Genomic DNA, 24,380 nt, shown 5'->3' with positions numbered 1-24,380 from the left:
TGTCATATTATTTTGAATTGTCTATTCTGTAATTGCTTTTTTGTCCAGCTCTTTTCCTTTTTTAACTATCGTTGTTACGTTGTTAAAAACATTGTTTTTCAGGAAAACATTCTTGGTTTCTTTTCCATCGGCTTCGATAAAAATATCGGTTGCATTAAATGGAAAATTATTATTGATCATGATATTCGAAACATTCTCTAATTTAATAACCGGAACGCCTTTAATTGGTGTCGATGATCCTACATTATCTAAAATGATATTTTTTGAATCGGATATTTTGAAAGAAGAACCTATTGAGGCATTCACTTTTACATCATGAAATTCGACATCTGTTGCGGTACTTACTGTAAAACCTTCTTTTCCGTCCATATTAATATTAGAGAAAGAAATGTTTTGAATTGGCATTTCGGTAATTCCTAAAATAGTGCCCGCCTTATTCACGTTTGAAGCCGTAATATTACTCATGTGAATGTTTCTGAAAATCGGGGTTTTTTCAGTCACGGGCTCTACTTTGGTATTTTTATCATAAAAAAGACTCAATACAATTGCTTCTTCTTTTATATTTTTCATTACAATATTATCTACTCGAATATCTTCTACAACTCCGCCTCTTCCGCGTGCTGCCTTGATTCGGATTCCGCGATCTGTTCCGTCAAAAACACAATTTGAAATGGTTACTTTTTTAATTCCGCCAGACATTTCACTGCCGATTACCACGCCACCGTGACCGCTTAACATGGTACAATTGGTAATGGTAACATTTTCTGTTGGTCTTGCATATTTACGGCCGTCTTCGTCACGACCTGATTTTATTGTGATGCAATCGTCTCCAACGCTGATATGACAATTTGAAATATGAACATTTTTGCAGGAAGAAGGATTTATTCCATCGGTATTTGGCGAATGCGGATTGAAAATCGTAACTCCCGTAACAGTTACGTTGTCACAAAATTCAGGATTTATCGTCCAGAAAGGTGAGTTTTGAAACGTAACGCCTTCAATTAAAATATTTTTGCATCCATAAGCCTGAAAGAAAGAAGGTCTGAAAAACTTTTTGTCGATCGTTCTTTTGTAATAATCAGAATATACAATTCCCTGATTTTGTTCGTCCCACATTTTTTGGTATTTCGTTAGCTCAATTGGGCCTTTTGTGGTTTCGATTCTATATACTTCATTCCACCAGGCTTTTCCTTGTCCGTCAATTACGCCTCTTCCTTTTATGGTAATGTTTTCGGCATCTTTGGCATAAAATAAAGGTGAAAAAGATTTCATTACTAATCCTTCGTAACGCATTTCTACATACGGCAAATAGTCATCAAAATTGTCTGAAAATTTTAAAAGTGCGCCTGAATCTAAATGAATTGTAATATTACTTTTTAGTTTTAGAGCACCCGTTAAATATTCCCCGGCAGGGAAAAAAATTGTTCCGCCTCCATTTTTAGATGCTTTTTCGATTGCATTCTGGATGGCTTCGGTACATTTTATTCCTTTATTATTTCCTCCTTCGTTTAGGATGTTTAACCAGCCGTCGTTTGCGAAAGCTGTGTTAAGTCCAGTAATGAAGAAGAGTATGATTAGTAGATTTTTCATTGTTTTTGTCTTTTGGTTTCACGCAGATTTAAAAAGATTTAAGCAGATTTAAGCAGATAATTTTAAATTATAAATCTGAGCTCATTTGCTTAAATCTTCAAGATCTGCGTGAAAAATTCAGCGCGCTCTTTTATTCTCATTTTTTGTCATTGAGAGGAACGAAGCAACCACATTTGCAAAATCAACTTTATGGTTTATTGTTAGTGAGGTTGCTTCGTTCCTCGCAATGACGTACTTTGTCTTTTACTTAGAACTTAAAATCAAAACCCAATCATTGCCATCTTCTTTTTTTCCTGATGGCTTAAATTCTTTGGTTCCTTTATTGTCTACAATTCCAATTTTTGTTTTTTCTCCGTTTCTTGGGTTGTACCAACTTGCGGTTACTTTTGTTCCTGAAATTTTACCCATATTTACAGTTATTTTTCTGCCTGTGTAGGTATAAATTAAAGCATATTTTTTTCCTCTTGTTGCAATTTGATAATCGTATTTTTCACCTTGATTGGCGATTAACGATTGATCCGGAATTCTTTCTAAATAGGGAAAATCTAACATCAATTTTTTAATGTAAACCATTTGTCCGGCACCCGGCGCATTTATCGCTGATGTCCATAATTCTTTGTTTCCGTAGGCTGGTTTATCGCCTTTTCTAAACATTTGCATTACGGCATTATGTCCGTAAGTATAACCTGCTGCTCCGGCAAAAACCGACCAATATCCATAACGTCTTACATCATTGGCGGTCCATTTTGGTTGTAATGTGTCGTGTAAACCGTGTGGAATTCCTTCGTAAGATGGCTCTCCGTCAAGTGTTGGTTTGGTTGGTTTTAAAGTTAAATCTCTTTGAACGAATTTGTAATTGTCTTCTTTGAAAGAATTTGGCAGCGTATCCTGATCGTATCTTCTGTGACCTGATTGAAACATATTAAAATCTAACCAAGTTGCGTTATGATAATTTTCTGATGAATCTGTTCTTCCGAAAGGATGAAATGTGACCAATTGCTTTGAATTATTGGTTTTTAGTGTATTTCCGATGGAGTTCCAGATATCGGTAAATTCGTTTCCGTGTGTATCGCCTCCGTTTAACCAGATAATGTTGGTTCTGTTTTTATATCTATCGGCTAAAAATTTAGCATATTTTTGAGCTTGTTCTTTACTCACTTTATTTCCTTTTGAAACATTTGTTCCCCAAACTGGCACCATGGCTACGTAGATTCCATTTTTCTGAGCAACATCCAAAGTGTAATCTACGTGATCCCAATAATCGTATTCAGCCGGATTATCAAAATTGCTGCCTGGTGTTGTTAAAGGTTGTGCCGCATCTTCGTTTATCAATGCCGCATCGCCGTAAACGTTTACTGCATTCAGATTGTGCAAAACCATAATCTGAACTACATTGAATCCTTTTTGTTTTCTGTCCTGAAAATATTGATCTACTCCTGCTCTGTCTAATTTACTAAACGTTAACCAACCTGTGTCGCCTAACCAGAAAAATGGTTTTTCGCTTTCGGTCACAAAATAATGCTGGTTTTTTGAAACTTTAATTTGGGGCAGGTTTCCTTTTGCAGATTGCGAAAATCCGCTTTGTGCTGTAAACAAAAAGCTTATACAAAGGGCGTATAAATATTTAATTTTCAGATTCATTTTGGTTTATTTTGATATTGTGTTTTTTGTTTTGTTTGCCACGAATTGCAATAATTTCTCGAATTTTTACTTTGTTTGTGTTTTTGTTTCACGCAGATTTGGCAGATCTGGCAGATTTAATTTTTAATTCTTTCTCACTACAAAAAGCACTTTTTCTTTAATTTCAACTTGTGGAATTGTTACTTGTTTTCCTCCACTGATATTTGCTTTTTTAATAAAAGTTCCTGTTGAAGCATTAATTTCATATACTTCGAAAGTGCCTTTATAATCAGACAAATTGATTGAAATTTCCTGCGTATTTTTCGTGTAAAAAAGATAGCTTTTTCCTTTGTTTTCCAGTTTCCAAAGATTATCTGAAAACGTATTTCCTTCAATCAGTTTCATTTCGCTTAAAGCGGAATAAAATGAAGGAAGTTCAATTTTTGGAATATTTGGTAAAGATGCTCCCGCCATTAAAGCCGGCCATCCAAATCTTGAAGAACCATCTGTTGAATATAAAATTACTTTTTCAGGGTATTTTTCACGGTATTCTCTAATGGCACGATATACCTGATTGTCTGTTTCTTTTCCTGTTTTTAGTTTTCTGGCGTGTTGTCTTGGGGCTAAATTTACGCCGCCTTGTGGGGCATAAGCAGATCCGTCTTCTTTGTAATACCAATAACGAATATCTATTAAGTCGACTGTTTTAATTCTTTTGGCGTCATTTAAAATAGCATCCTGAACATCTTTTGTGGCGCTTAAACCAATTATTCCGTTTTTATGGGTTTCATCTTTCCATTTTTGAACTTCGTCTAACCAAAATTCCATAAAATGAAGCGGGCCTGTATATTCGGCACTTGTTAATTGAATTACATTGCTGTTTTCCTGAAAATTCTCAAGAGATTTTCTGATAAAACCCTGATGTAATTTTCTTCTATCAGCATTTGTAATATCATAAAACTGTTCTGCCATAAAAATACGTTTGTCTCCTGCGTAAGGCGGCGGCTCAGGAAAACGTGTACTGTTTATATTATTTGCCGAACGCCAAGGTGAACTTGACCAATGCGCTCCGGCTTCGAGGATATTATGCTGAAAATATTGCTGATTGATTAATAATTGTCCGTTTGGTTCTGCCAATTCTGCAAAACGGGCAAGACGATTCCAATACCAATCGTTGTATTTTGTTAAGTCGTATTTGCTTAGATGATCCCAGGCTAAATCTTGTCCGCTTCTGGCGAAAGGCTGCTCGTAAAACGGAGGCCAAACATCGTCGTCGATGCGGCGAACGCGTTCGTGATCGTCCATTCTTCGGTCGTACCATAAACCATAATTATGTTCAAGGGCAATTATATTATTCGAAGTCAAATAATCTACAGTTTCTTCGACTTTATCTGTAAGTCCGTTTCCGGTTCTTCCCGGAACAAATCTCGTAAGATGTGGTGAAGATTTTTTTATGTCATTATCTAAAAGACTTCCGCGCCACCAAGCCACATTGGTTTCTTTTCCGGCAATTAGTTTTCCATCAAAAGTTAATAAGCCGTTTTCGATTTTTACTTTTGAGGTGTTTTTAGCAACTTTATTTTGATCATTTATTTTTAAATCATTGGCATTTTTTAAACCTGAATTATTAATATTGATCGGATTTGATTTTGATGCTTCGGCAATCCATTGCGGTAAACTTATTGCGGTTGTAACGGAATTTTTGATTAATTCTGCAGCCACTTCAATACTTGGACTTGATGATGCTTCTGAACCTAAATCATAAATAAAAGGCTGAACAGGAAGTTTTCCTAATCTTGTTTCTAATTGTGCGTAGAACAAACTTCTTGGAGTGATATGACCGTTTACATCTTTCCAATGTCCGTTTCCGGCAAATTGTCCCCAAACTCCAAATGCCCAGTTTTGCGCAGTTGGCGGACTGTAACATTCTATTTTTGAAGCTGATGATTCCCAGATTACAGAATTTGCAGCTGTCCATCCTGCTCCTCTTCCGTTTTGTTCTCTATTATTATAGCTTAATGCTTTTCCGTCGATGTTGGCAATATCGAATAAAACTCCGGTTGCCCAGCTTCCTATTGCTCCGCTGTTTTGAAATGGTAAATGAGATTCGCATTGTAAAAATACATTTGGTCCTGTTATTCCAAAACCTCCCACAGCAAAATCATGATATCCGAATTCTGAATAACAACGCTGAAACAACGTTTGCTGTCCTTCGGTATAAAAAGTATGTCTTCTAAAAGAAGCGATTTCAGAAACTGGTTCTGTTGCGATACAATCTTCAACGGTAATTTGTTGTGATGTTTTTAAAACTGAAACTGCTCCACCTGCAAAATGTTTAAAATTGACTTGCTTTACCCAGGCATTTCTGGTGTTTTCTATACTAATTGCCTGCCAGCGATGTTCTTCGTCTTTTAAATTAGAAGGATTGTAAGTTGATTTTATTAAAATATTTTCGATTCCGATATGTTCGATTCTTCCTTGCCAAGAGTAAACCGTGACTTTTGAAATTCCAAAAACATCATCTAATGACATTGTTAACGGAGCGTTTAAGGTAATTTCATTTCCGTTTATTTTGGTTACAACTCTGTTCCAGGTCATATCCCAATCTCCTTTTTTCCAGCCAATCCAAGAGGTTTCACCTCCAAAATCCTGCATTTTTACTTCTTTAATGAAATTATCCGTTAAAGGTTTACTGATTTCTATTTCATCAGAAACTTTTAATTTTGCAGTATTTTTTAGTTGAATTTTTTGAGTTCCTAACGGTGTGTAGGCCGTATTGAATTCAAATGAATCTTTGTACACTTTATCGTTTATTCCTAAAACACGAATTAACGCTTCTCTTTCTAATCCGGTTCCTAAAAGAATGGTTCCGTTTTCGTTGTTTCCGCTTCCTCTTAAAACTACGCCTGATTTTTTGATGTATAAAGTTCCGCTAACTTTAAAAGTTCCTTTGTCTAAAAGTACTGCTCCGCGAAAACCTGATTTGTCTGGTTTTAGAGTACTTACATAATCAATCGCTGCTTGTATTTTTTGTGTGGCATCTTCTTCTTGTTTCGGAACAAAAATTTTGTTGTCAAGATTGGGAATTGCTTTTTCTGAAGCCATATATCCTGCATACGAAAAATCAGGAATTTGGTTGCCTAAATTATCGGTTGTGAAAGAAAGTTTTCCTTCTTTCGTTTTGATAATATCCGGGAAACTATTTTGTGCGACGCTATTGCTAATGCAAAAAAGCAAAGCAAAAACAGACAAAATTATTTTATCTTTTTGAAGAGAAATTATATTTTTTAGTTGAGTAAAATTCACTTTATTCCTTTTTAGACTTTAAAATTAAAACAAATAAGTTCTATACTTTTCAGACTTATAATTTACATTCCTAATTTCCATAATCTTGTCATTTCGACGAAGGAGAAATCTTCGCAAGAAACTCTACAAAGCGTGATTCAGCAAACGGAGATTTCTCCTTCGTCGAAATGACAAACTTTGGGGATTCTTTATTTGATTAAACCTGACAGGTTTACGTTGAGAATATTGCTGTGACTAAATTTAAGACTTTATTGCAATAATCCTTTTGATAATTTTGCCAATGTATCGGTATTATTTTCGTTTTTGGTCCAGTCTGTTTTAGATTTTGGATCAATTCCGTTAAAATACTTTTCGATATTGGTATAACCGTCTCCGTTTGAATCTTTATTGGCATCTGAAGCATCGTTTGGATTCAGCCCATTTTTCTTTTCCCAATTGTCCGGAATTCCATCATTATCAGCATCTTTATAGGCTTTTCCTTTGTATTCAGGATAACCTCCAACTTGGTCAGGATGTGTTATAATTCCTTTTTTATACGAATCTGCAGGCAATCTTCTTTTAATATATGCTGCACCAATTGCATTTTCTAAACCGTCTTTAACTTCGATTTTTCCGGTGCGAACTTGTTTGATAATTCTTTCGTCTACTGCATCTCTTTTTGGTAAAGTTGCTCCAACATTATTCAATACAAATTCATATGCTTCTTCTGCCTTCATTATGGTAATGTGTGGCATTGTGAATGGTTTATTTTGTTTGATTAATTCTAAAAATCCTTTGGTTTCTTCGTCTGAAAGATCTTCTAATTGTACTCCGCCGTTCCAGTTATCGGCAGTAACTTCAGGAGCTCCATCAATATAATTGCCAGAGACATAAGCTCTTCCGTAGGTTTTAGGTTTCATATAATCTGATTCCGGTTTTAGAATTCTGTAACGGATTGGTTTATCTGTTGGCGTTATTGGTCCCGGTTTAAAATAATTATTTACGATATTAAACATCGAACGATAATCTCCTCCGTCAAGAGAACGATTCCACCAATTGAAAATTACGTTGTTTACAAAATTAAAATCGCCGTACATTCCGATTGAGGCATTTCTTGAAATATTATCTGCCCATAAATTTCTCATGAATGTACTGTTTAATCCGCCGATTGTGCTTCCGAAAGCGTGATTGTAAGTATCTAAACCTTCAGATGAAATGGTGTTTTGAATGGTAATATTACAAGCCGGAAGTTTGTCTAATGTCGATTTTTCATTGGCTCTAAACTGGTGTCTGTACAAAGAAATATTTTCGTCTAATCCCCAACTTACTGAGCAATGATCTATAATAATATTTCCAATTGGGTTTCCGCCAAGTGCATCATCTCTGCGGGCGACATCGGTTGCTCCTCTGCGAAAACGCATGTGCCTGATGATCACGTCGTGCGTATCGATTTCTAAAGTTTCGCCTGCAATGCAAATTCCGTCGCCTGGTGCTGTTTGTCCTGCGATGGTAACGTAAGGCGCACGCATGCTGATTCTTTTTTTTAACTGAATAATTCCGGAAACATTAAAAACAATTGTTCTTGCTCCTACAGCTTCACAAGCTTCACGAAAAGTTCCTTTTCCACTGTCTTCTAAACTGGTCACTACAAATATTTTTCCGCCTCTTCCACCTTGAGTGAAAGCTCCTCCACCTTCGGCACCCGGAAATGCAGGAATGTCTGCCTGAACAAAATCTTTTGGATAAGAAGCCCAAGGTAAATAAGGTCTCCCTAATTTTGCTTCGGCCTGAATAACGTTATAATTTGCTGTCCAAATTTCGCTTAAGCGTTTTTCTTCATCGGCTAAAACCTGATCTGCTTTGTCCTGAATTGCTTTTGGAATCTCGGGATATTGTGCATATGCAGAAGTAAAGAAGGAACAAAATGAAATGATCATCATCGTTCGTTTCAGAGTGGTATTTGGGGAAATATTTTGCATTTGTTTCGTTCTTAGTGATTAGTCCCTAGTAAATAGTCCGTTAGTACTTAGTTTTTATTAGTACATTATTTCAGTCATTTAAAAAGCTAATGACTAAGTACTAATTACCAGGGACTAAAAAATGACTGGCTAACTATTGACCTGATTTGGCTTTTTCTCTTTCTTCTACACGTTTATGCCAATCTGCACTTTCTTTGTTTAGGTCGTAACCTTCTTTAGATAAATAGTTATTGATTCTTCCTTTATATTTACCAAACCAAGCATGTTTTTCTTTGGATGTTCCTCCATCCATTGCAAATTCTCTGGCTTCTACTAAATTGGTGTAGATATATTCTTTTTGTTCTTTGGTTAAGGCAGGCAACATATCCTGATATCCGGCGTAGGTTATTTCTACAACGCCGTAAGTCATTCCGTCCTTTACTGCAACTATTTTATCCTGTGATAATTGAGTTCCTAATTTTTTTAAATATTCCTTGTGCAGTTTTCCAATTGATTCATCTGCTGTTGCTTTTAATTTATCAATTTTCTCGTTTCGTTTTTCCTTTACTAAACTGCTGTCTGCTTTTATTTTTTTAATTTCAGCATCTCTTCCATCCTGAATCTGACTTAAATCTCTAAACTGCTGTGCAATAATATCTGTAACTGCTTTTTCTTTTGCGGGATTTGCCAATTCTAATTTAGCTACAATTTTAGCAGCTCTTTCATTAGTAATATTGATATATACCGGATCTAAATGCTGTTGTGCAATGCTATTGAAGAATACTAATAACATCATCAACATACCTGTTTTTTTAATTGACTTCATTTTAATAAAAGTTATTAATTAGAATGATTTTGAAAATTTGCCTAGTCCGCTAATTTGCATGCCGTTATTTTTTCACGCAGATTTGGCAGATATTTTTTTAATTGAAAACGTTTGCCTTTAACTTTAAATCTTAAAACTACTCTTGCAAAGACTTCGTTAAAGTCTCGTGATTGTTGCTTAAATCTTTCCAGTCTGTTTTTTGGTTTGGATCTGTGCCGTTTAAATATTCTTCGATATTGGCATAGCCATCATTATCTGAATCTATTTTTGCATCAGATGCATCGTTTGAATTTAAGCCGTTTTTTTTCTCCCATTTATCAGGAATACCATCTTTGTCTGTATCTACATATGGTTTTCCTTTGTATTCCGGATATCCTCCTACTTGAGAAATATCTGTGATGATTCCTTGTTTATAAGAATCCATCGGAAGACGTCTGTGCTCAAATTGATAGAATTCTTTTTTCTCTAATCCTTTTGCATATTCAGGAACTCCGGTTTTAACTGTTCTTACGATTCTTTCATCGACTTTATCTCTGATTGGTAAAGTTGCTCCAACGTTTTTAAGTACAAATTCGTAAGAATCCTGAGCCGTCATGATTTTGTTAAACCATGGCATTGGGAAAGGTTTGTCGCTTTTCATTTTATCGAAATAAACTTTGGCTTCTTCATAATTCATTAACTCACCCTTTTTATTTTCGATTTGAACGCCGCCATCCCAATTGTCTTTTGTTACTTTTTCGTTATTATTTATAACGTTTCCGTTTACATAAGCTCTACCAAAAACCATGTAAGATAATTTGCTTCTTCCTGATTCCGGTTTTAAAATTCTATAACTAATAGGCTGCGTTAAATCTGTAACGGGACCTGGTTTATAAAAGTTATTGATGATATTGTAATTGGCAGTATAATCTCCACCGTCTGTAGATCTGTTGTACCAGTTGAAAATTACATTGTTTACGAAGTTGAAAATTCCGTTCCATCCAATTGATGGGTTTCTTCCAGCATTACTTGCCCACATATTTCTAACAAAAGCGCAATTTTCTCCACCTAATGTACTTCCGAAAGCATGGTTATAGGTATCTAACGCTTCTCCGAATAAACTATTCTGAATCGTGATATTTACAGTTGGTTTCTTTTCGTCAGGGTAACCTGCGCCCGGACTGTACATATGTCTGTACATAGACATGTTTTCGTCTAATCCCCAAGTTGCAGAAACGTGGTCGATCATAATGTTACCAACAGGATTTCCTCCAATTGCATCGTCTCTACGCCCAACGAAAGTTTCTCCTCTGCGGAAACGCATATGTCTGATAAGAACATCATGAGTATCAATCCAAACAGATTCTCCTGCCACACAAATACCATCGCCAGGAGCAGTTTGCCCTGCAATAGTAATATAAGGTGCACGAATAATTAACGGACTTTTGATTTTGATAATTCCCGAAACATTAAAAACTACGATTCTGGCTCCACCTTGTTCGCAAGCTTCACGTAAAGTTCCCGGACCGCGGTCTTCTAAACTTGTAACCGTGTAAACATTTCCGCCACGACCTCCAAAAGTAAACATTCCTCCACCTTCTGCTCCAGGAAATGCGGGAATATCTGCTTGCGGTAAATCATTTGGTCTTGATGCCCATGGAATATACGGTTTGCTGTGCTTGGCTTCTTCTTCGATAATGACAAGGGCTTTTTCCCAAGCTTCATCAGAAAGTTTGGCAGCTTCGTCTTTAATTGCTTTTTCTTGTGCCTGAACTTCAGGGCTTAGTTTAGGATACTGTGCAAAACATTGAAAATTTCCTAAAAACAATAGGAAAAGTGCCGATAAAGTGAAATTTTTCATACTAATTTTTAATTTGGGTAATCTTTTTTTAAACAAATCACCTGTATTTTTTTTAGAAATACAGGTGAAAGTTTAATATACTAATTCATTTAATCTTAAAATTTTATTCTTGGTAATTGAAGGTTCCAGCGCCTCCAAAATTGTCATTCCAACCTACTGTTTGCAATAACCAAGGGTTTTGTGTCAAAACAGCAGTATTAAGTCCACTTATGTAATAGTTTGGATTAAATTTAATATTGACCGGAGCACCTCCAAAATTATCCATAGCTGTAATTAGTTCAGTACGAGTAAAATTAGCATTATAAAAAGTCGCTAAAGTTGCCAATTGAGTCTGGAAATTAGGAGAATCAAAATCTACTACAATGCTTGCACGAGCAGCTGTTAAAGGATCTGTTGTTGACGATGCAGCGGTGTTTTTGTATTGTAAGTAATTTCCAGTTCTTTTTGTTCCGTTGATTGGAGACAAACCTAATTTACTAACTGTACCACCAGCAATACCAGGAAGTGATTCATTACTATAAAGCATCCATCTTTGCACATCCCAAAAACGTTTTCCTTCGTAAGCTAATTCAATTCTACGCTCATATAAAACAGCTTCTATAGCAGCATATTTACTAGCTAATGTTCCTATTCCGTAGTTATTTGCAGAAGGAATCCCTACGCGATTTCTAATTCTTCCTAAATATGCCAAAGTATTATTAGTTTGCCCTAGCGCTGCATAACATTCTGCAATATTTAGTAATAATTCAGCATAACGGTATTCAAAAATATCTGTTCCTGAATATTGGAAATTAGTTTCTTTACTTGCAGCAGTATTACTCATTTTTCGAACAAATGCAGGGCTTGATATAGCAGTATTTGCATCAGAGAAACCTGCTTTATTAGAAGCGTCTACCCAGCGATAAGCCCAAATAACGGCGTTTGGTGTTTCTTTGTTTCCCCATTTAGCACCAGAAAAAGAAAATGTTCTGTAAAATCTAGGGTCTCTATTAAGGAAGAATGTAAAATCATTATATCCATTCGCTGCAGTAGGTCTTGAACCATCAGCCAGTGGAAATAAATCAATCATTTCTTTAGGAGCGGGAGTACCACCCGCAGATCCACCTAAACTAACCAAACGAATCGCTTTTTCCCAAGAATTGTTTATTGCTGTACCTGTTGTACCAGTTCCACAAAGTTGAACCGTTATCGCTTCCGGACAAAAAACATTGTCTTTCAGGAACATTGCTTCCCAATCTTTAATTGAGCTTCCAAATAATCCGTACCCATCCTGTGTTAATCGAGTTTCAGCGGCCAATCCGGCATCCAAAGCTGCCTGCCAACGCTCGTTAGATCCATCCCAATTTTTGTTGAATAAAGGACTTGCGTATGTTAACAGTACTCTTGCTTTTTGTGCTAAAGCCGCTCCTTTTGTAAAACGCCCGTAACTTGCATCTATCCATTTTCCAGGCAATAGACTTGCTGCCATGTCTAAATCTGTAACTATTTGGGCTACCACTTCAGAAACTTTTGCTCTAGGAAGCTGTATTGTTGGATCATCTGAAGCAGCTGTCTGAACAGTCGTTACGATAGGAACTCCCCCATAAGTACGCATTAAATCAAAATACTGCATGGCACGCATGTAGTACATTTGCCCTTTTGCCTGATCTCGGAATGTTTTATCCAAATTTGCACCTTTTACATCAATATCTTCTAACAGAATGTTACATTCTCTTATTCTATTATAAGCGGTATTATTAACACCTGAACCAAGTTTAAGTCCATAGTAATTACCAGCTTCTCCTGCGGTTAAAAGCGTTTTATTTGGATTAATAAAATCCTGCGTTCCTCCAAGCTCTTCTGTTAATCTGGAATTTGTGTCAGTAAACAAACCTACTACAGTAGATACTGGTGATTTGTATGCGTTGTAAAAATCATAATATTGATTATCAACATACGCCTGTACACGTTCCTGAGTTTGAAAGAAAGTATCATCGTAAGAACCATAATTTTTCTTTTCTTCCAAAAAGTCCTGACTACAAGATGTACCCAAAACAACCAGTAGTGTTAAAGATATATATAAATTAAATTTTGTTTTCATAATTTCTTTTTAATTTAAATTAGAATGATACGTTAAAATTAAGCGCCCATGTTCTAAGTGTAGGATAACCTACAGAAGAATTGTCATACATGTTACGGTACTTATCAGGATATGGGTTATAAAGATCCCAAAGATTATTACCTGTTATACCTAATGTTATACTTGAGATTTTTGTATCTGCAAATACTTTTTTAGGAATATCATAACCAACACTTAAGTTTCTAATAAAACAACGGAAAGTATTCACTTGCCAAAAATCAGAAGGACTTGACATATAAGTCCATTGTGCCACGTTAGGATATTTTCCGTTTGGATTATCCTCAGCAGAGTACATATCATTCCAAAACGTTTCACGTGCCCACATATTAGAAGCAGATGAAGAACCTTGGTTTACTAAATCTACAAAAGTAGCTCCTCCCCAAGAAGTGGCAATTTGAGTTTTTAAATAAAACCCACTAACTTTGAAGCCCAAATTAGTATTAAATCCGTATTTTCTGTTGCTTTTAGCTAATTTAACATAATCTAATTCTTTACTATCCGATATAATCTGTCCATCAGGTGCGCTTATAGTTCCGTCGGGATTAAGTTGTCCTCCAGTATCCTGATAAGCTAATGAACCTTTTCTTAACGCGGCAGCCGAAGTAATATCAAAATATTTTGGAGTTCCGCCAACTGCAGTTGCATGATCAGTTAAGTATGCCCAGTAATTTGCTATATCTGCATCGGTACGTAAAATACCATCTCCTGTAGATGTTCCCTTCCATACTGCAAATCCCCAAACAGGATTAAATCCTTCTGATCTGCCTTCTCTTCTTACATTATTAGCTTCAGGCAAGTTACCTTGGTCTGGATATTTTATTACTTCATTATTTGCATAGCTAAAATTGATACCAACATCATAACTAACAGCTCCTTTTATTTTATCACTCCAGTTAATACTAAACTCAGATCCCCATGTATTAGCAGCACCGTAATTTTGCTCTGCATATCCTCCTCCTACTGAAAATGGCACACCTGTAGCACTTGCCATATCTGTTAGCATGTTTGTCGTTTTATCATAATAGAAATCATAAGTAATATTCAATCTGTTTTTCAAAACATTCAAATCTATACCAACATTGTTTTTTATTGTAGTATCCCATGTTGCATCTCTGTTCGGATTTACTCTAGGAGTCAAACCTGCTGCATTATTACCTCCATTAGAGCCAAATTGAAAACCTTTGTCAACAATAACATCATAATATTGAACCCATCGCCAGGCCTGAAGATTATCTTTTCCTGTTTTACCAATTGAATAACGAACCTTTAAGAAATCAACCCAAGGCACATTTTTTTCAAACCAATCTTCTTTAGACACTACCCAACCCAATTGAAGTGATGGAAAATATCCCCAATAGTGTTCCGGAGCAAATTTTGTCGAAGCGTCGCTACGGAAAAGAAATTGTGCCAAATACTTTTGCTTATAATTATAGTTGATACGTCCAAAATATGAAAGGGTTCCACCTTCGACTTTAGTTGCCTGGCTATTAGCCTGGATTAATGTCCCGGCTGTTGCAAAATTTCCTAAATAGTCTTTTCCTGTATTTTCATAGGCTAGACGTGTAAATGTATTGTAAGTCTCAGATGCTTCTCCTCCAATCATCGCACCAATTTGGTGATCTCCAAAAGTTCTGTCGTAATTAATTAAAAAGTCACCCTGAGTATTCTTACTATCACTATTATTATAATAAACTCTTGAATTTCTAACATTTGTTTCTATAATATAATCCCCATTTGGATTAGTAGCATTATTGAAAACAGTAGGATCAGCTGCACTTGCTAGGTGATTACCCAGTGTTTCGTAATTTCTAATTCTTGCCAAATCATATGGTAATTGAATTTGTTCTGTATAACTAGAACTTTGAGTTCTGGAAAAAGTTCCTTTAAAAGATAAGCCTTTAACAGCAGCTATTTTATAATTTAAAGAAGCATTAATAGTAGCCGAATTATCTTCACTTATCTGATGAGAACCATTATTTAAGTTAGCAAAATAGTTCCATCCTGCGATATTATTATTTGCATTTGCACTTCCAAAATTTTTATTTGAATTAGGAAATGGTGACATATAATATTGTTTACCATCAACAACTGTCTCCCATGGAACATGTTTTGGCATATGCACCAAATACCCATAATCAGCCTGTTCTCCTCCTGCAGCAGAACCATAACTACCGTCACTGATATTTGCCGAAGCTTTTGTAAAAGACTTATCAACTGTTCCTGAAGTTCCGGATACAGATGCAGAAAAATCTAAACCTTTTGCTATTTTTGCGTTAATTCCTAAACGATAATTCCATTTATCATATTTTTGATATCCCAGGTTAGCATCTTGAGTAAATAAAGTTGCTCCAGCAAAATAAGTAATATCATCACTACCTCCACTTACATTGAAAGTGTGTTTTTGTTGAGTAGCCGGTTTCCATGCTTCTTTTAACCAATCATAATCCAAACTTTTCATCTGCTCTAATTCTCCTGCAGAATACAATTTTACCGGATCAGTCACAGCGCCAGGAGCTGTTTGCGAATTGAAATATCTATTGCTGAAAACCCCAAATTCGTAAGCGTTCATTGTTTTAGTATGGCTAACAGCATCATTAATCGCAAACTGGCTGTTATAACTAAACTTTGCCTTACCTACTTTTCCTCTCTTGGTTTTTACTACTATTGCCCCTTGTGAAGCACGAGAACCATAGATTGCAGCAGAACCATCTTTTAAAATAGTTATACTTTCAATTTCAGAAGGATCCAATCTGTTAAATTGTTCTAATGTAGGTTTACCATTCGTTGGATCTACCTGAATCATATCATCAATAATTACTAGAGGTATTGATGAATCACCATCTTTTGAGAAACCAACAGACTGACGAATTTGAATACTTGCAGCCTCTCCTGGTCGTCCAGAACCTCCAGTAACGGCAAGTCCGGGAACCAATCCTTTTAAGGCATCAGATAAGTTAGTTACTGGCAAATCCATCAAATCATCTGGTTTAATAGTTGCAATAGCTCCTGTAAGTTCCTTTTTTCTTTGAGTACCGTAACCAACAACAACAATATTTTCTAGTTGATTAGAATCTTCTGCTAATTTCGCATTAACAATAGTACGCCCGTCTAAAGGGAGTTCTACTTTTCTCATTCCTATGAAAGAAAAAACCAAAGTTCCTCCTGTCTTTACTTTAATTGAATACTTTCCACTATAATCTGTGGTAACAGTATTCTTCGTCGATTTTTCAGTTACGTTTACACCAGGTATTAAACCTCCTGAATTATCTGTAACAGTTCCTGTCACAGTTACAATAGTGTGTGTTGTCGTTTGAGCATAACTCACAATACTCATCAGCGTAAACAAAAGAAAACTACATCTTTTAATAAGTGCTTGTTTCATAAATGTTTTGTTTTTGGTTAGGTTATTAGTTTAGTTAGATTTGAAATAAAAAATATAATTTTCTTAAAATTGTTTAACAATATTAAATGTTAAAAATACATTTATTAATTGTGTTCCAAAAATATAACGATTGCGTATTACAACTATCCTGCTCTATCCTGTACGAATGGTATTATCTGAAAAATTACGACTTAAAAAAACAATATTAATAAAAATAAGAAAGAAAAAATGAACGTTAAGTAAAAAACAAGGAAAAGGTTTGAACATAATTAAATATCCAAACCCTTTTTAATTGAAAAACAGTAAAATATGCAGTAAAATAAAAAATATGCTATTTTATTCGTAAAATAAAATTCTTCTTAAGACTGAATTTGAAGTGTTTAAAGATTCTTTTTTGAAAAATTTGCGCATTTACTATTAAAAAGAGACTACTAATCTGAATAAAAAACTTACAGAAACTAATAAATTTAATTTTAAGAGAATCTGTTAATTTTATCTAAAAATCACAAGAAAAAATAACTTTTAAAAGTAAAATCTTACGAATGGATTCAAAAGAAATTAGTGAGCCATCCAAACTGTCATTTCTCCTTTGCCTTTATTTCCCCAAGCGAAATATGGAATTAAATTGAAATTATATTCTTTTGCGACTTTAGCAGAAAGAGGCTGATATAATTTTTTGTCCCACGAATAGTCCTGACTATTTCTTGAACTTGCGTTTATGGTCAGTAATTTTCTATTATTCAATTCAATAAAATTTGTAGTAAATTGAGAATTAGCATTTAAAACAACATCGTTAATACTTATGTTTTCCGGAAGCTGATCTGATTCTAAACAATAAACAACCGGCCCTCTTTTTACAGCAATTTGATTTTTAATTTCCTCAACCAATGGATTTGCCTGCATTAATTCAACTGGCATCGGAATATTCAATTCGATAATATCTCCTTTTTTCCACTTTTGATTGATTTTGAAATAGGTTCCTGAAATAACCTCATCATTAAGTTTATTATTGTTTAAGGTAATAGTTGTTCCCTGACTCCATCCCGGGATTCTTAAGAAAAAATCCTGAGCTTCTTTTGGTGCTTTTATAATTTTCAGGACAATTTTTCCATCCCACGGATAATTAGTTTGTTGTTCGATTTCTATTTTCTGACCGTCAGGCATGGTTGTTTTCAGCGTATTGCTTCCGTATAAATTCACATACAAACCTTCTTTAGAAAAACTGTAGGCATAATTACCAACTTCGGCAATAGTTCTCGTAACGTTTGGTGCGCAACAATTAGAAAGCGCAATATAACCTTCGCGTTCTTTGCTCCATCGTTGTTTAAAAGGTAAATCTTTAGAAACATTCAATGGATTATTGTAACAAAATTTTGTTCCTTCTAAACTAATTCCAGACAATACACTATTATATAAAGCCAACTCTACAATATCTGCATATTTTGCATCGGCTGTAATTTGCAGCATTCTCCAATTCCACAAAACATTTCCAATATTAGCGCATGTTTCTGTATGAGCGGTTGCATTTGGCAATTGAAATGGTCGTCCGTAAGCCTGATGAATTTTCTGAACATCGGTTGGATTATAGGATGTTCCGTCTGGAGAAACGCCATCGTACAAAGCACCACAGGCTCCGGTAATGTACATTTTACGATAGGTTACATCATCCCAAATTGATTCCAGATTATCCAGTAATTTCTTTTCACCCGTTTCTGCATATAAATCGGCAACGCCGGCATATAGATAATTGGCTCTTACCGCGTGACCCATTGCGGTTGTTTGCTGTCTAAACGGAATTCTATCCTGATTATCATCGGTTCCGTCATTTGTAGTTCCTCTAATATCGATTAAGTTATTGGCCAATTCTAAATACTTCGGATTTCTGGTGGTGCGATACATTTCGACAATTCCCATATAATGTGATGGACAAATGGCATTTCTGGCTAATTCCGGTGAAGCTTTTTTATAGAAATCATATAAATAATCAGCAACACCTTTGGCTATTTCCAAAAAATTAGTTTTTCCGGTAGCACGATAGTGTACGCATGCTGCCGTCATTAAATGTCCCATATTGTATTTCTCGAAACCCAATTGTTTCTTAACTTCTTCTGGTCCCAAAGTTCCCCAACGTTCATCGATTAAAACCGGAGTGTGAATATAGCCGTCTTTTCGTTGAACCTTTGCAAACAGCGCAATGGCTTCATCCATTTCTGCATCTAACTTCTTATCTTTTGTTACGGCATAAGTTGCTGCCATTCCTTCAAAAATCTTATAAAAATCACCATCGTGAAATGAAGGTCCTTTAAAAGTTCCTTTACTTACTCCGGCTGCAATTTCAAAATTTTTGTAAGCATGAGAAATAGAATCATTATGATACAAATCCCACATATAAGGCAGTGTATTTTTGGTTTCTACATCAAATTGTTCTTTCCAAAAACCGTTTGTCCATTTTACATCTTCCAAACCAACACTTTGTAATTTAGAATAAGGACTCTGAGCATTGGCTACCAATCCTTTATTTTGAGCAACAAAAGCAGTTGAAAAAAGTATAGTCGATAATAGAATGATTTGCTTTTTCATTTTAAATGTGTCTTAGTATTGTGATGATTTGTAACGCTGATAAAAAGGATTGCTAAAGCAAAACACGGATTAAAGCGGATTTTTTATCTGCTTAATCTGCAAAATCTGCGTGCTTTAATTTTTCACGCAGATTTTACAGATTTAAGCAGATTTTTTCTATTTGCTTTCTTATTAAATTAAAATCTGCGCTGATCTGCCCAAATCTGCAAAATCTGCGTGAAACTCTTTTTTATTTAATGAAGAAATTTATCGTACGACTCATTGAATCTCCGTCAGCATCTTTAACTGTGATTACGAAAGAAGCCAATCCTTTTGCAACTGTATTAAATTCGATTGCGTTTCCTTTTACAATGACTTTTCCGTTTTTAACATCTGAAAAAGTATAAACGGGTTTGTTTTCATATCCTTTAAAATAATCAACCGCAGAAAGTTCTTTCTTTTCACCGGAATTTATAAAATAATGAGGTTTAGACATCCAATCCAGATATTCATCTAATTGTGTATAACCATCTTTATCAGCATCTAAATTGGTATCTGAAAAATCTCCGGCTTTAGAATTTTCATTTAAACTATGTGCCGCTTCCCACCAGTTTGGCAATCCATCATGATCGGTGTCCCAATCTGAAGGGCGTTTTTCCGAAGCATATTCACCTAAATCTCCTAAATCTTTTTCAGAATCTATCATTCCTCCTAAACCGCTTTTACTTCCTTTAAAACTAAAAGTTCCTTTTAAAGTTTCATTAATAATTCGGTTATCGTGTTTATCAAAAAATGGTTCACTTGCTCCCACATCCGAAAGTACATTTTTATAAGCCGCTTTTGCACTTTCTGTTTTTACGAAAGATTCAAAAAATGGTTTATTAACAAATGTTTCATACTTCACAATTTCATTATGTGAAATTGTAGACGTTCTGCCTTTATCCTGATTTTTTTCATCAAAATGGCCTTCCATAATATTACCATTAAAATAATAACGTTGCATTCCTTTTCCAACACCTTCATGTTGTGCATTTAAAGCATAAAAATATTTAGTTGCAGCGCCTGGTTTATAGTAATTATTTACAAAGTTCACTTCGTTTGCTCCACCGTCTGTAGTTCTCTGTCCCCAATTGTAAACCACATTATTTCTAATATCTAATCTTCCTGTGTAATAGCCGTCTCCGTTTAAACCACCACCGATACTCCAGTTACGACCGTAATTGTGAGCCAATAAATTGTGATGAAAACTACCAACGTCTCCGCCAATTGTAGCTGCAAATCCGTGCATTTTTCCAACTTCGTATTTATCATGTCCGGCGACATTTAAAGCTTCAGAAATTAAAGTGCGCTGCAAAGTAATATTGTGTGCACTACGTGAACTAAAAGACTCATCAATTGTCCAGCTAATAGAACAATGGTCTATAATACTATGATTAGCACCCGTAAGTCCCATCCCGTCATACGTTTTTCCGCTTCCAATTCTCACTTTCAAAAATCGGATAACGCCATCATTTCCTGTTAATCCAACCGGAGCTTTGCTAATCGTAATTCCTTCTCCCGGAGCTGTTTGTCCGGCAATTGTGATATACGGATTGTTTACTACCAAACGATCTTCTAGCTTTATATTTCCTGAAACATTAAATACAATTGTTTTAGGACCAAAACCCTCATTTACAGCCGCGCGAAAACTTCCCGGACCACTATCGTTCAAATTATCAACCTCAACAACTTTTCCGCCTCTTCCACCTACAGCAAAACGACCGTAACCTTCAGCTCCCGGAAAAGCCAATTGTGCAGGTTTGAATGACCAAACTTCTCCTAAAGTTATGTCTCCTTTACTATCAATTTCATCAACTCTCCAGTAATAAGTTGTCATGCTGTATAAATCACTTACAGTAAATTTAGTCTTGGTGTGTTTTCCTTTAAATTCAGCTGATTTTACTGTTGCGTTTGTAATCGCATTTTTATTTGTTCCGAAGTATAAATTATGGGCAACGGCATCTTTTGATGCTTCCCAATTCAATATTAAACTTTTGTCGACAACTACATGCTCATCTGCATTTTCAGGTTTTGGAGTATGCGATTGTTTTTTAAGATTTGGTGTATCAATTTCAAATCCGTTGATTATCATTTGCTGAATTAAATCAGCAGATTTTGGATCTAATTCAAAACGAATAATGACATTTTTTCCAGCTTGTGCATTAAATACTATGTACGAAGTCGCTGCATCAATAGTGGCGTTTGCACGATTGGTTGGCGTTACGGTTTCTGCCAGTTTATCATTCACAAAGATTTTTACCGGAGCAAATGCTTTTCCATCTACTTTATCAAAAGTGTTATGGAAAGTTAGTAACGAATGTTGTCCTTCTTTTAATCCGCTTATGGTTAGTTCCAGATTTTTATCTGTAAATAATCCATCGCTTGCTAAACGGCTATAAAATGGCGCACTCATTCCAACTTTATACCATTTAGAAGAGAAATTTCCTTTTAATTTAAAAGTCACACCATTAAACGATTTCTCTGATTCAGTTTGTTCGCTGATTGGCCACGAACTGTAATTAGGATCGCTTACTTCTTCGACTCTTCGTTGAGAAAAATCAAAATCAACTTTTACAATTTGTTTTTCAACTGTTTGTGCCTGAACACTTGCAGCTAAAAGTAATGACATAGCTAAAAAGCTAAATGTTTTTGTTATCATCTTAGTTTAGATATTAATTCAATTTTATTTTTGTTCTGTTGTTGTTTCTATGAGATTTATAATGTCTTTTTGTCTTTCCTGCGGAACTACTTTTATAATATTTGTTATCCCATTTTTAAGTTCTACCTCAACGGTTGTATTTTGGGCAGCATACAATTTAAAATGCACATTCCAGTCTTTTGGCCATGCCGGAAAAATGTAGATTTTGCCATTTGCTTCCTGCAAAAGCATTTCCTGCATGCCAATCATTCCGGATCCTCCCCAGTTATGATCGGGAACCCAATCGAACCCAGGACCCCAAAATGCCGGGAACCGTCTTTCGGAATTACTCATTTTTAATAAGGTATATTTTGCGGCTTCTACTGTTAAACCTAATCTTGCGGCAAAAATGTTATCTTGTTTCCAACCAATATGACTTCTGAATTTAATCGCATCTGTATCGTATTTCCAGGTATTTAAAGCTGTTTGTAAATCAGGTTTTCCAACTCCGTAAATTCCCCACGGAAAAACGGAATATAATTGCGGCACTTCAGAATTATTAATTCGTTCCCACGATTTTGCAGGAACCAATATTTTATGATTGTCTATTTCGCTAAAATTTAAAGGTGGAATTCTCGTTTGAAAACCTTTTAAATAATCGACTTCTTCTTTTGACAATTTTGCAGAAGAAAGGTTTAAAAGCGTTTTTGAAACAACCATCAAAGCCGAAATTGTGCTGTTAGAATTGTTGGCCATTTTATAAGTCTCAGCGCCTGAACCCGGAAAGAGAATTAAATGTCCCTTTCCGTCTAATGCTTTTCTGCCTCGTTGTTTCGCGAGATATTGATAATGTTCATCAAAAAAACGAAGACAACTTATAATGAATGAATTGTATTTCTGAATGTCTTCGCCAGCATATTCTTTCTGTTGTAGCATCATTTGGCAAAACTCAAAAACGGTGTCCCATTCATATTCCAACCAAGCATTATATTCCATTCCTGGATCATAATCCGATGGACGTTTCCATTCGTATTCAGCAGGATTTGGTAATCCGAAATTTTCTAGTTGTTCCGTAAATGAGGCACCATTGTGATTCCAATAAACCTTACTTCTTAATTCTGCATTTTTTTGTAGGCTCAAATAATAATCCAATTGCGATTTCATCATATCAAAATCACCGCTTTTTACCATCGGAAAATAAACCAATCGCTGGTTTTGCGCTGTCATAGTTCCGCCACCCCAATTCCTGAAATCTGGTGTGAAATTTAAATCGGGATTTGTAAAAACCGGATCAACCGTAAAAAGTCCACCGTTAAATTTTGTTGGATATTTTCCGTAAGCATTACAGCCTAACATATATCGGAACAACTGATAATTTTGACCGATTTGATACACTGAATCTTTCTCAATCGATTGATTTTTTTGAGTAAAAATAAAACTGCGGCTCCAGAAATCATTCCACCATTTTATCGTGTTTTTTTCTGATTGTTTTGAAGTATTTTTATTTGATGAAATTTGATTTTTCAATCCGTTATTCCAAGTATCTAAATCAGATTGACTCGTATTTAAATATATTTCTAACGAATGTTTCTTGGAAGGTTTTATACTTGAAAGATTAAAACCTTTAAAATCTGTATTTTGATAATTTCCCAAAGAAGTTCCGTCTGGCTTTAGGTTACTTCCCGTCATAAATCCGCCAAAAGTTAAATCCTTCAACGGATTCAGCATTTGATCTTTTACAGATTCCATTTTCTGTTGTTTTACAGCAACATCAAAAACGGTATTTTCTCTATTTCTATGATAAAATTTTATGCCGTTATTTTCAAAGGAAATCGAATCTTTATAGGTAATAATTTCTCCCTGAGGCGCCCACTTATAAGAATTGGCGTTGTTTGCTTTTCCTTTTGAATCTCTGTTTTTATAACGCCAGCTTTCATAAGAAGCCGTCATTTTTAATGGATTTTTACTTTCTAAATCCAAATGAATTATCGGTTTAAAAACATCAACCCAAAGTTTAATCTTGGCATTATTCTGAGTTATCAAAACGTAACCGTCTTTTAAAACCAATTCCTGATGAAAACCATCATTATCCTTAAACGGATTTGGGGTTAAAGTAACTTTTACGCGGCCTAATTTCAGCAAAGTATTATGTTCATCGAAAGTTCCGCTGCGCGAAAAATAGAAATACAAATCTCCTTTTTCTACCCACACATTCATGCCAATATCGCCACCGCCCAAAGGCATTGATTCTGATGCATTGTTGCTTTGCGTATTCCAGATTTGGTTGTAATTTTTAAGCACAGGAATTTGCGCTTTGATGCAAAGCGTTGTGAGGAGAAAAAGTATTAGTATTATGTTTTTCATTTTTTACGTTTCCTGCAAGGTTTAAAAAACTTTTTAGGCATATATTTTTATTATATTTTCTCTCGCAGATTAACTAGTAATTCCACAAAGATTGGCACTTTTAGGAACGGAGTTTCGTGTGTGATTTCTCCTTCGCCGAAATGACAAACTAAGCATCAAA

Annotated in this window: 11 protein-coding genes; all 11 read right to left on the bottom strand. The window is 35.2% G+C overall.

What is annotated here, in order from left to right; all coding sequences use genetic code 11:
• Nucleotides 1-21: 21 nt before the first annotated feature.
• Nucleotides 22-1,590 (bottom strand): glycoside hydrolase family 28 protein, encoded by a 1,569-nt coding sequence (locus EV143_RS09145; protein WP_133507663.1) that lies wholly within the window; start codon nt 1,588-1,590, stop codon nt 22-24.
• A 243-nt stretch (nt 1,591-1,833) separates the two neighbouring features.
• Nucleotides 1,834-3,231, bottom strand: coding sequence for a glycoside hydrolase family 140 protein (locus tag EV143_RS09140; protein WP_133507662.1), 1,398 nt, complete (start codon nt 3,229-3,231; stop codon nt 1,834-1,836).
• 123 nt (nt 3,232-3,354) lie between these two features.
• Nucleotides 3,355-6,516 (bottom strand): DUF6298 domain-containing protein, encoded by a 3,162-nt coding sequence (locus EV143_RS21660; RefSeq protein ID WP_208111262.1) that lies wholly within the window; start codon nt 6,514-6,516, stop codon nt 3,355-3,357.
• 248 nt (nt 6,517-6,764) lie between these two features.
• The gene (locus EV143_RS09130; protein ID WP_133507661.1) at nt 6,765-8,474 is read right to left on the bottom strand and encodes a polysaccharide lyase; all 1,710 of its coding nucleotides are present in this window, start codon (nt 8,472-8,474) and stop codon (nt 6,765-6,767) included.
• 133 nt (nt 8,475-8,607) lie between these two features.
• Nucleotides 8,608-9,279 (bottom strand): DUF3826 domain-containing protein, encoded by a 672-nt coding sequence (locus EV143_RS09125; protein WP_133507660.1) that lies wholly within the window; start codon nt 9,277-9,279, stop codon nt 8,608-8,610.
• A 136-nt stretch (nt 9,280-9,415) separates the two neighbouring features.
• Nucleotides 9,416-11,119, bottom strand: coding sequence for a pectate lyase family protein (locus EV143_RS09120; RefSeq protein WP_133507659.1), 1,704 nt, complete (start codon nt 11,117-11,119; stop codon nt 9,416-9,418).
• A gap of 103 nt (nt 11,120-11,222) precedes the next feature.
• Nucleotides 11,223-13,199, bottom strand: coding sequence for a RagB/SusD family nutrient uptake outer membrane protein (locus tag EV143_RS09115; RefSeq protein WP_133507658.1), 1,977 nt, complete (start codon nt 13,197-13,199; stop codon nt 11,223-11,225).
• Between the two features lie 19 nt (nt 13,200-13,218).
• Complete coding sequence (locus tag EV143_RS09110) at nt 13,219-16,620, bottom strand: SusC/RagA family TonB-linked outer membrane protein (protein WP_133507657.1); 3,402 nt, start codon at nt 16,618-16,620, stop codon at nt 13,219-13,221.
• A gap of 558 nt (nt 16,621-17,178) precedes the next feature.
• Complete coding sequence (locus EV143_RS09105; protein WP_133507656.1) at nt 17,179-19,200, bottom strand: aceric acid hydrolase; 2,022 nt, start codon at nt 19,198-19,200, stop codon at nt 17,179-17,181.
• Between the two features lie 229 nt (nt 19,201-19,429).
• Entirely contained in the window at nt 19,430-21,847 is a 2,418-nt protein-coding gene (locus EV143_RS09100; RefSeq protein ID WP_243739826.1) for a pectate lyase family protein, read from the bottom strand.
• A 54-nt stretch (nt 21,848-21,901) separates the two neighbouring features.
• Nucleotides 21,902-24,220 carry a DUF5703 domain-containing protein gene (locus EV143_RS09095; protein WP_133507654.1) on the bottom strand — a complete coding sequence of 773 codons (2,319 nt, stop codon included), beginning with the start codon at nt 24,218-24,220 and terminating at the stop codon, nt 21,902-21,904.
• Between the last annotated feature and the right edge of the window lie 160 nt (nt 24,221-24,380).

Source organism: Flavobacterium chryseum, assembly GCF_004362015.1.
In the GTDB taxonomy this organism is placed as follows: domain Bacteria; phylum Bacteroidota; class Bacteroidia; order Flavobacteriales; family Flavobacteriaceae; genus Flavobacterium.
This window is presented reverse-complemented; position numbering and strand designations above follow the sequence as displayed.

Excerpts from the sequence above, each read along its gene's own strand:
- EV143_RS09100 (WP_243739826.1), bottom strand. The coding sequence starts at position 21,847 with ATGTCATTACTTTTAGCTGCAAGTGTTCAGGCACAAACAGTTGAAAAA.
- EV143_RS09125 (WP_133507660.1), bottom strand. The coding sequence starts at position 9,279 with ATGAAGTCAATTAAAAAAACAGGTATGTTGATGATGTTATTAGTATTC.
- EV143_RS09145 (WP_133507663.1), bottom strand. The coding sequence starts at position 1,590 with ATGAAAAATCTACTAATCATACTCTTCTTCATTACTGGACTTAACACA.
- EV143_RS09115 (WP_133507658.1), bottom strand. The coding sequence starts at position 13,199 with ATGAAAACAAAATTTAATTTATATATATCTTTAACACTACTGGTTGTT.
- EV143_RS09105 (WP_133507656.1), bottom strand. The coding sequence starts at position 19,200 with ATGAAAAAGCAAATCATTCTATTATCGACTATACTTTTTTCAACTGCT.
- EV143_RS09120 (WP_133507659.1), bottom strand. The coding sequence starts at position 11,119 with ATGAAAAATTTCACTTTATCGGCACTTTTCCTATTGTTTTTAGGAAAT.
- EV143_RS09095 (WP_133507654.1), bottom strand. The coding sequence starts at position 24,220 with ATGAAAAACATAATACTAATACTTTTTCTCCTCACAACGCTTTGCATC.
- EV143_RS09130 (WP_133507661.1), bottom strand. The coding sequence starts at position 8,474 with ATGCAAAATATTTCCCCAAATACCACTCTGAAACGAACGATGATGATC.
- EV143_RS09110 (WP_133507657.1), bottom strand. The coding sequence starts at position 16,620 with ATGAAACAAGCACTTATTAAAAGATGTAGTTTTCTTTTGTTTACGCTG.
- EV143_RS09140 (WP_133507662.1), bottom strand. The coding sequence starts at position 3,231 with ATGAATCTGAAAATTAAATATTTATACGCCCTTTGTATAAGCTTTTTG.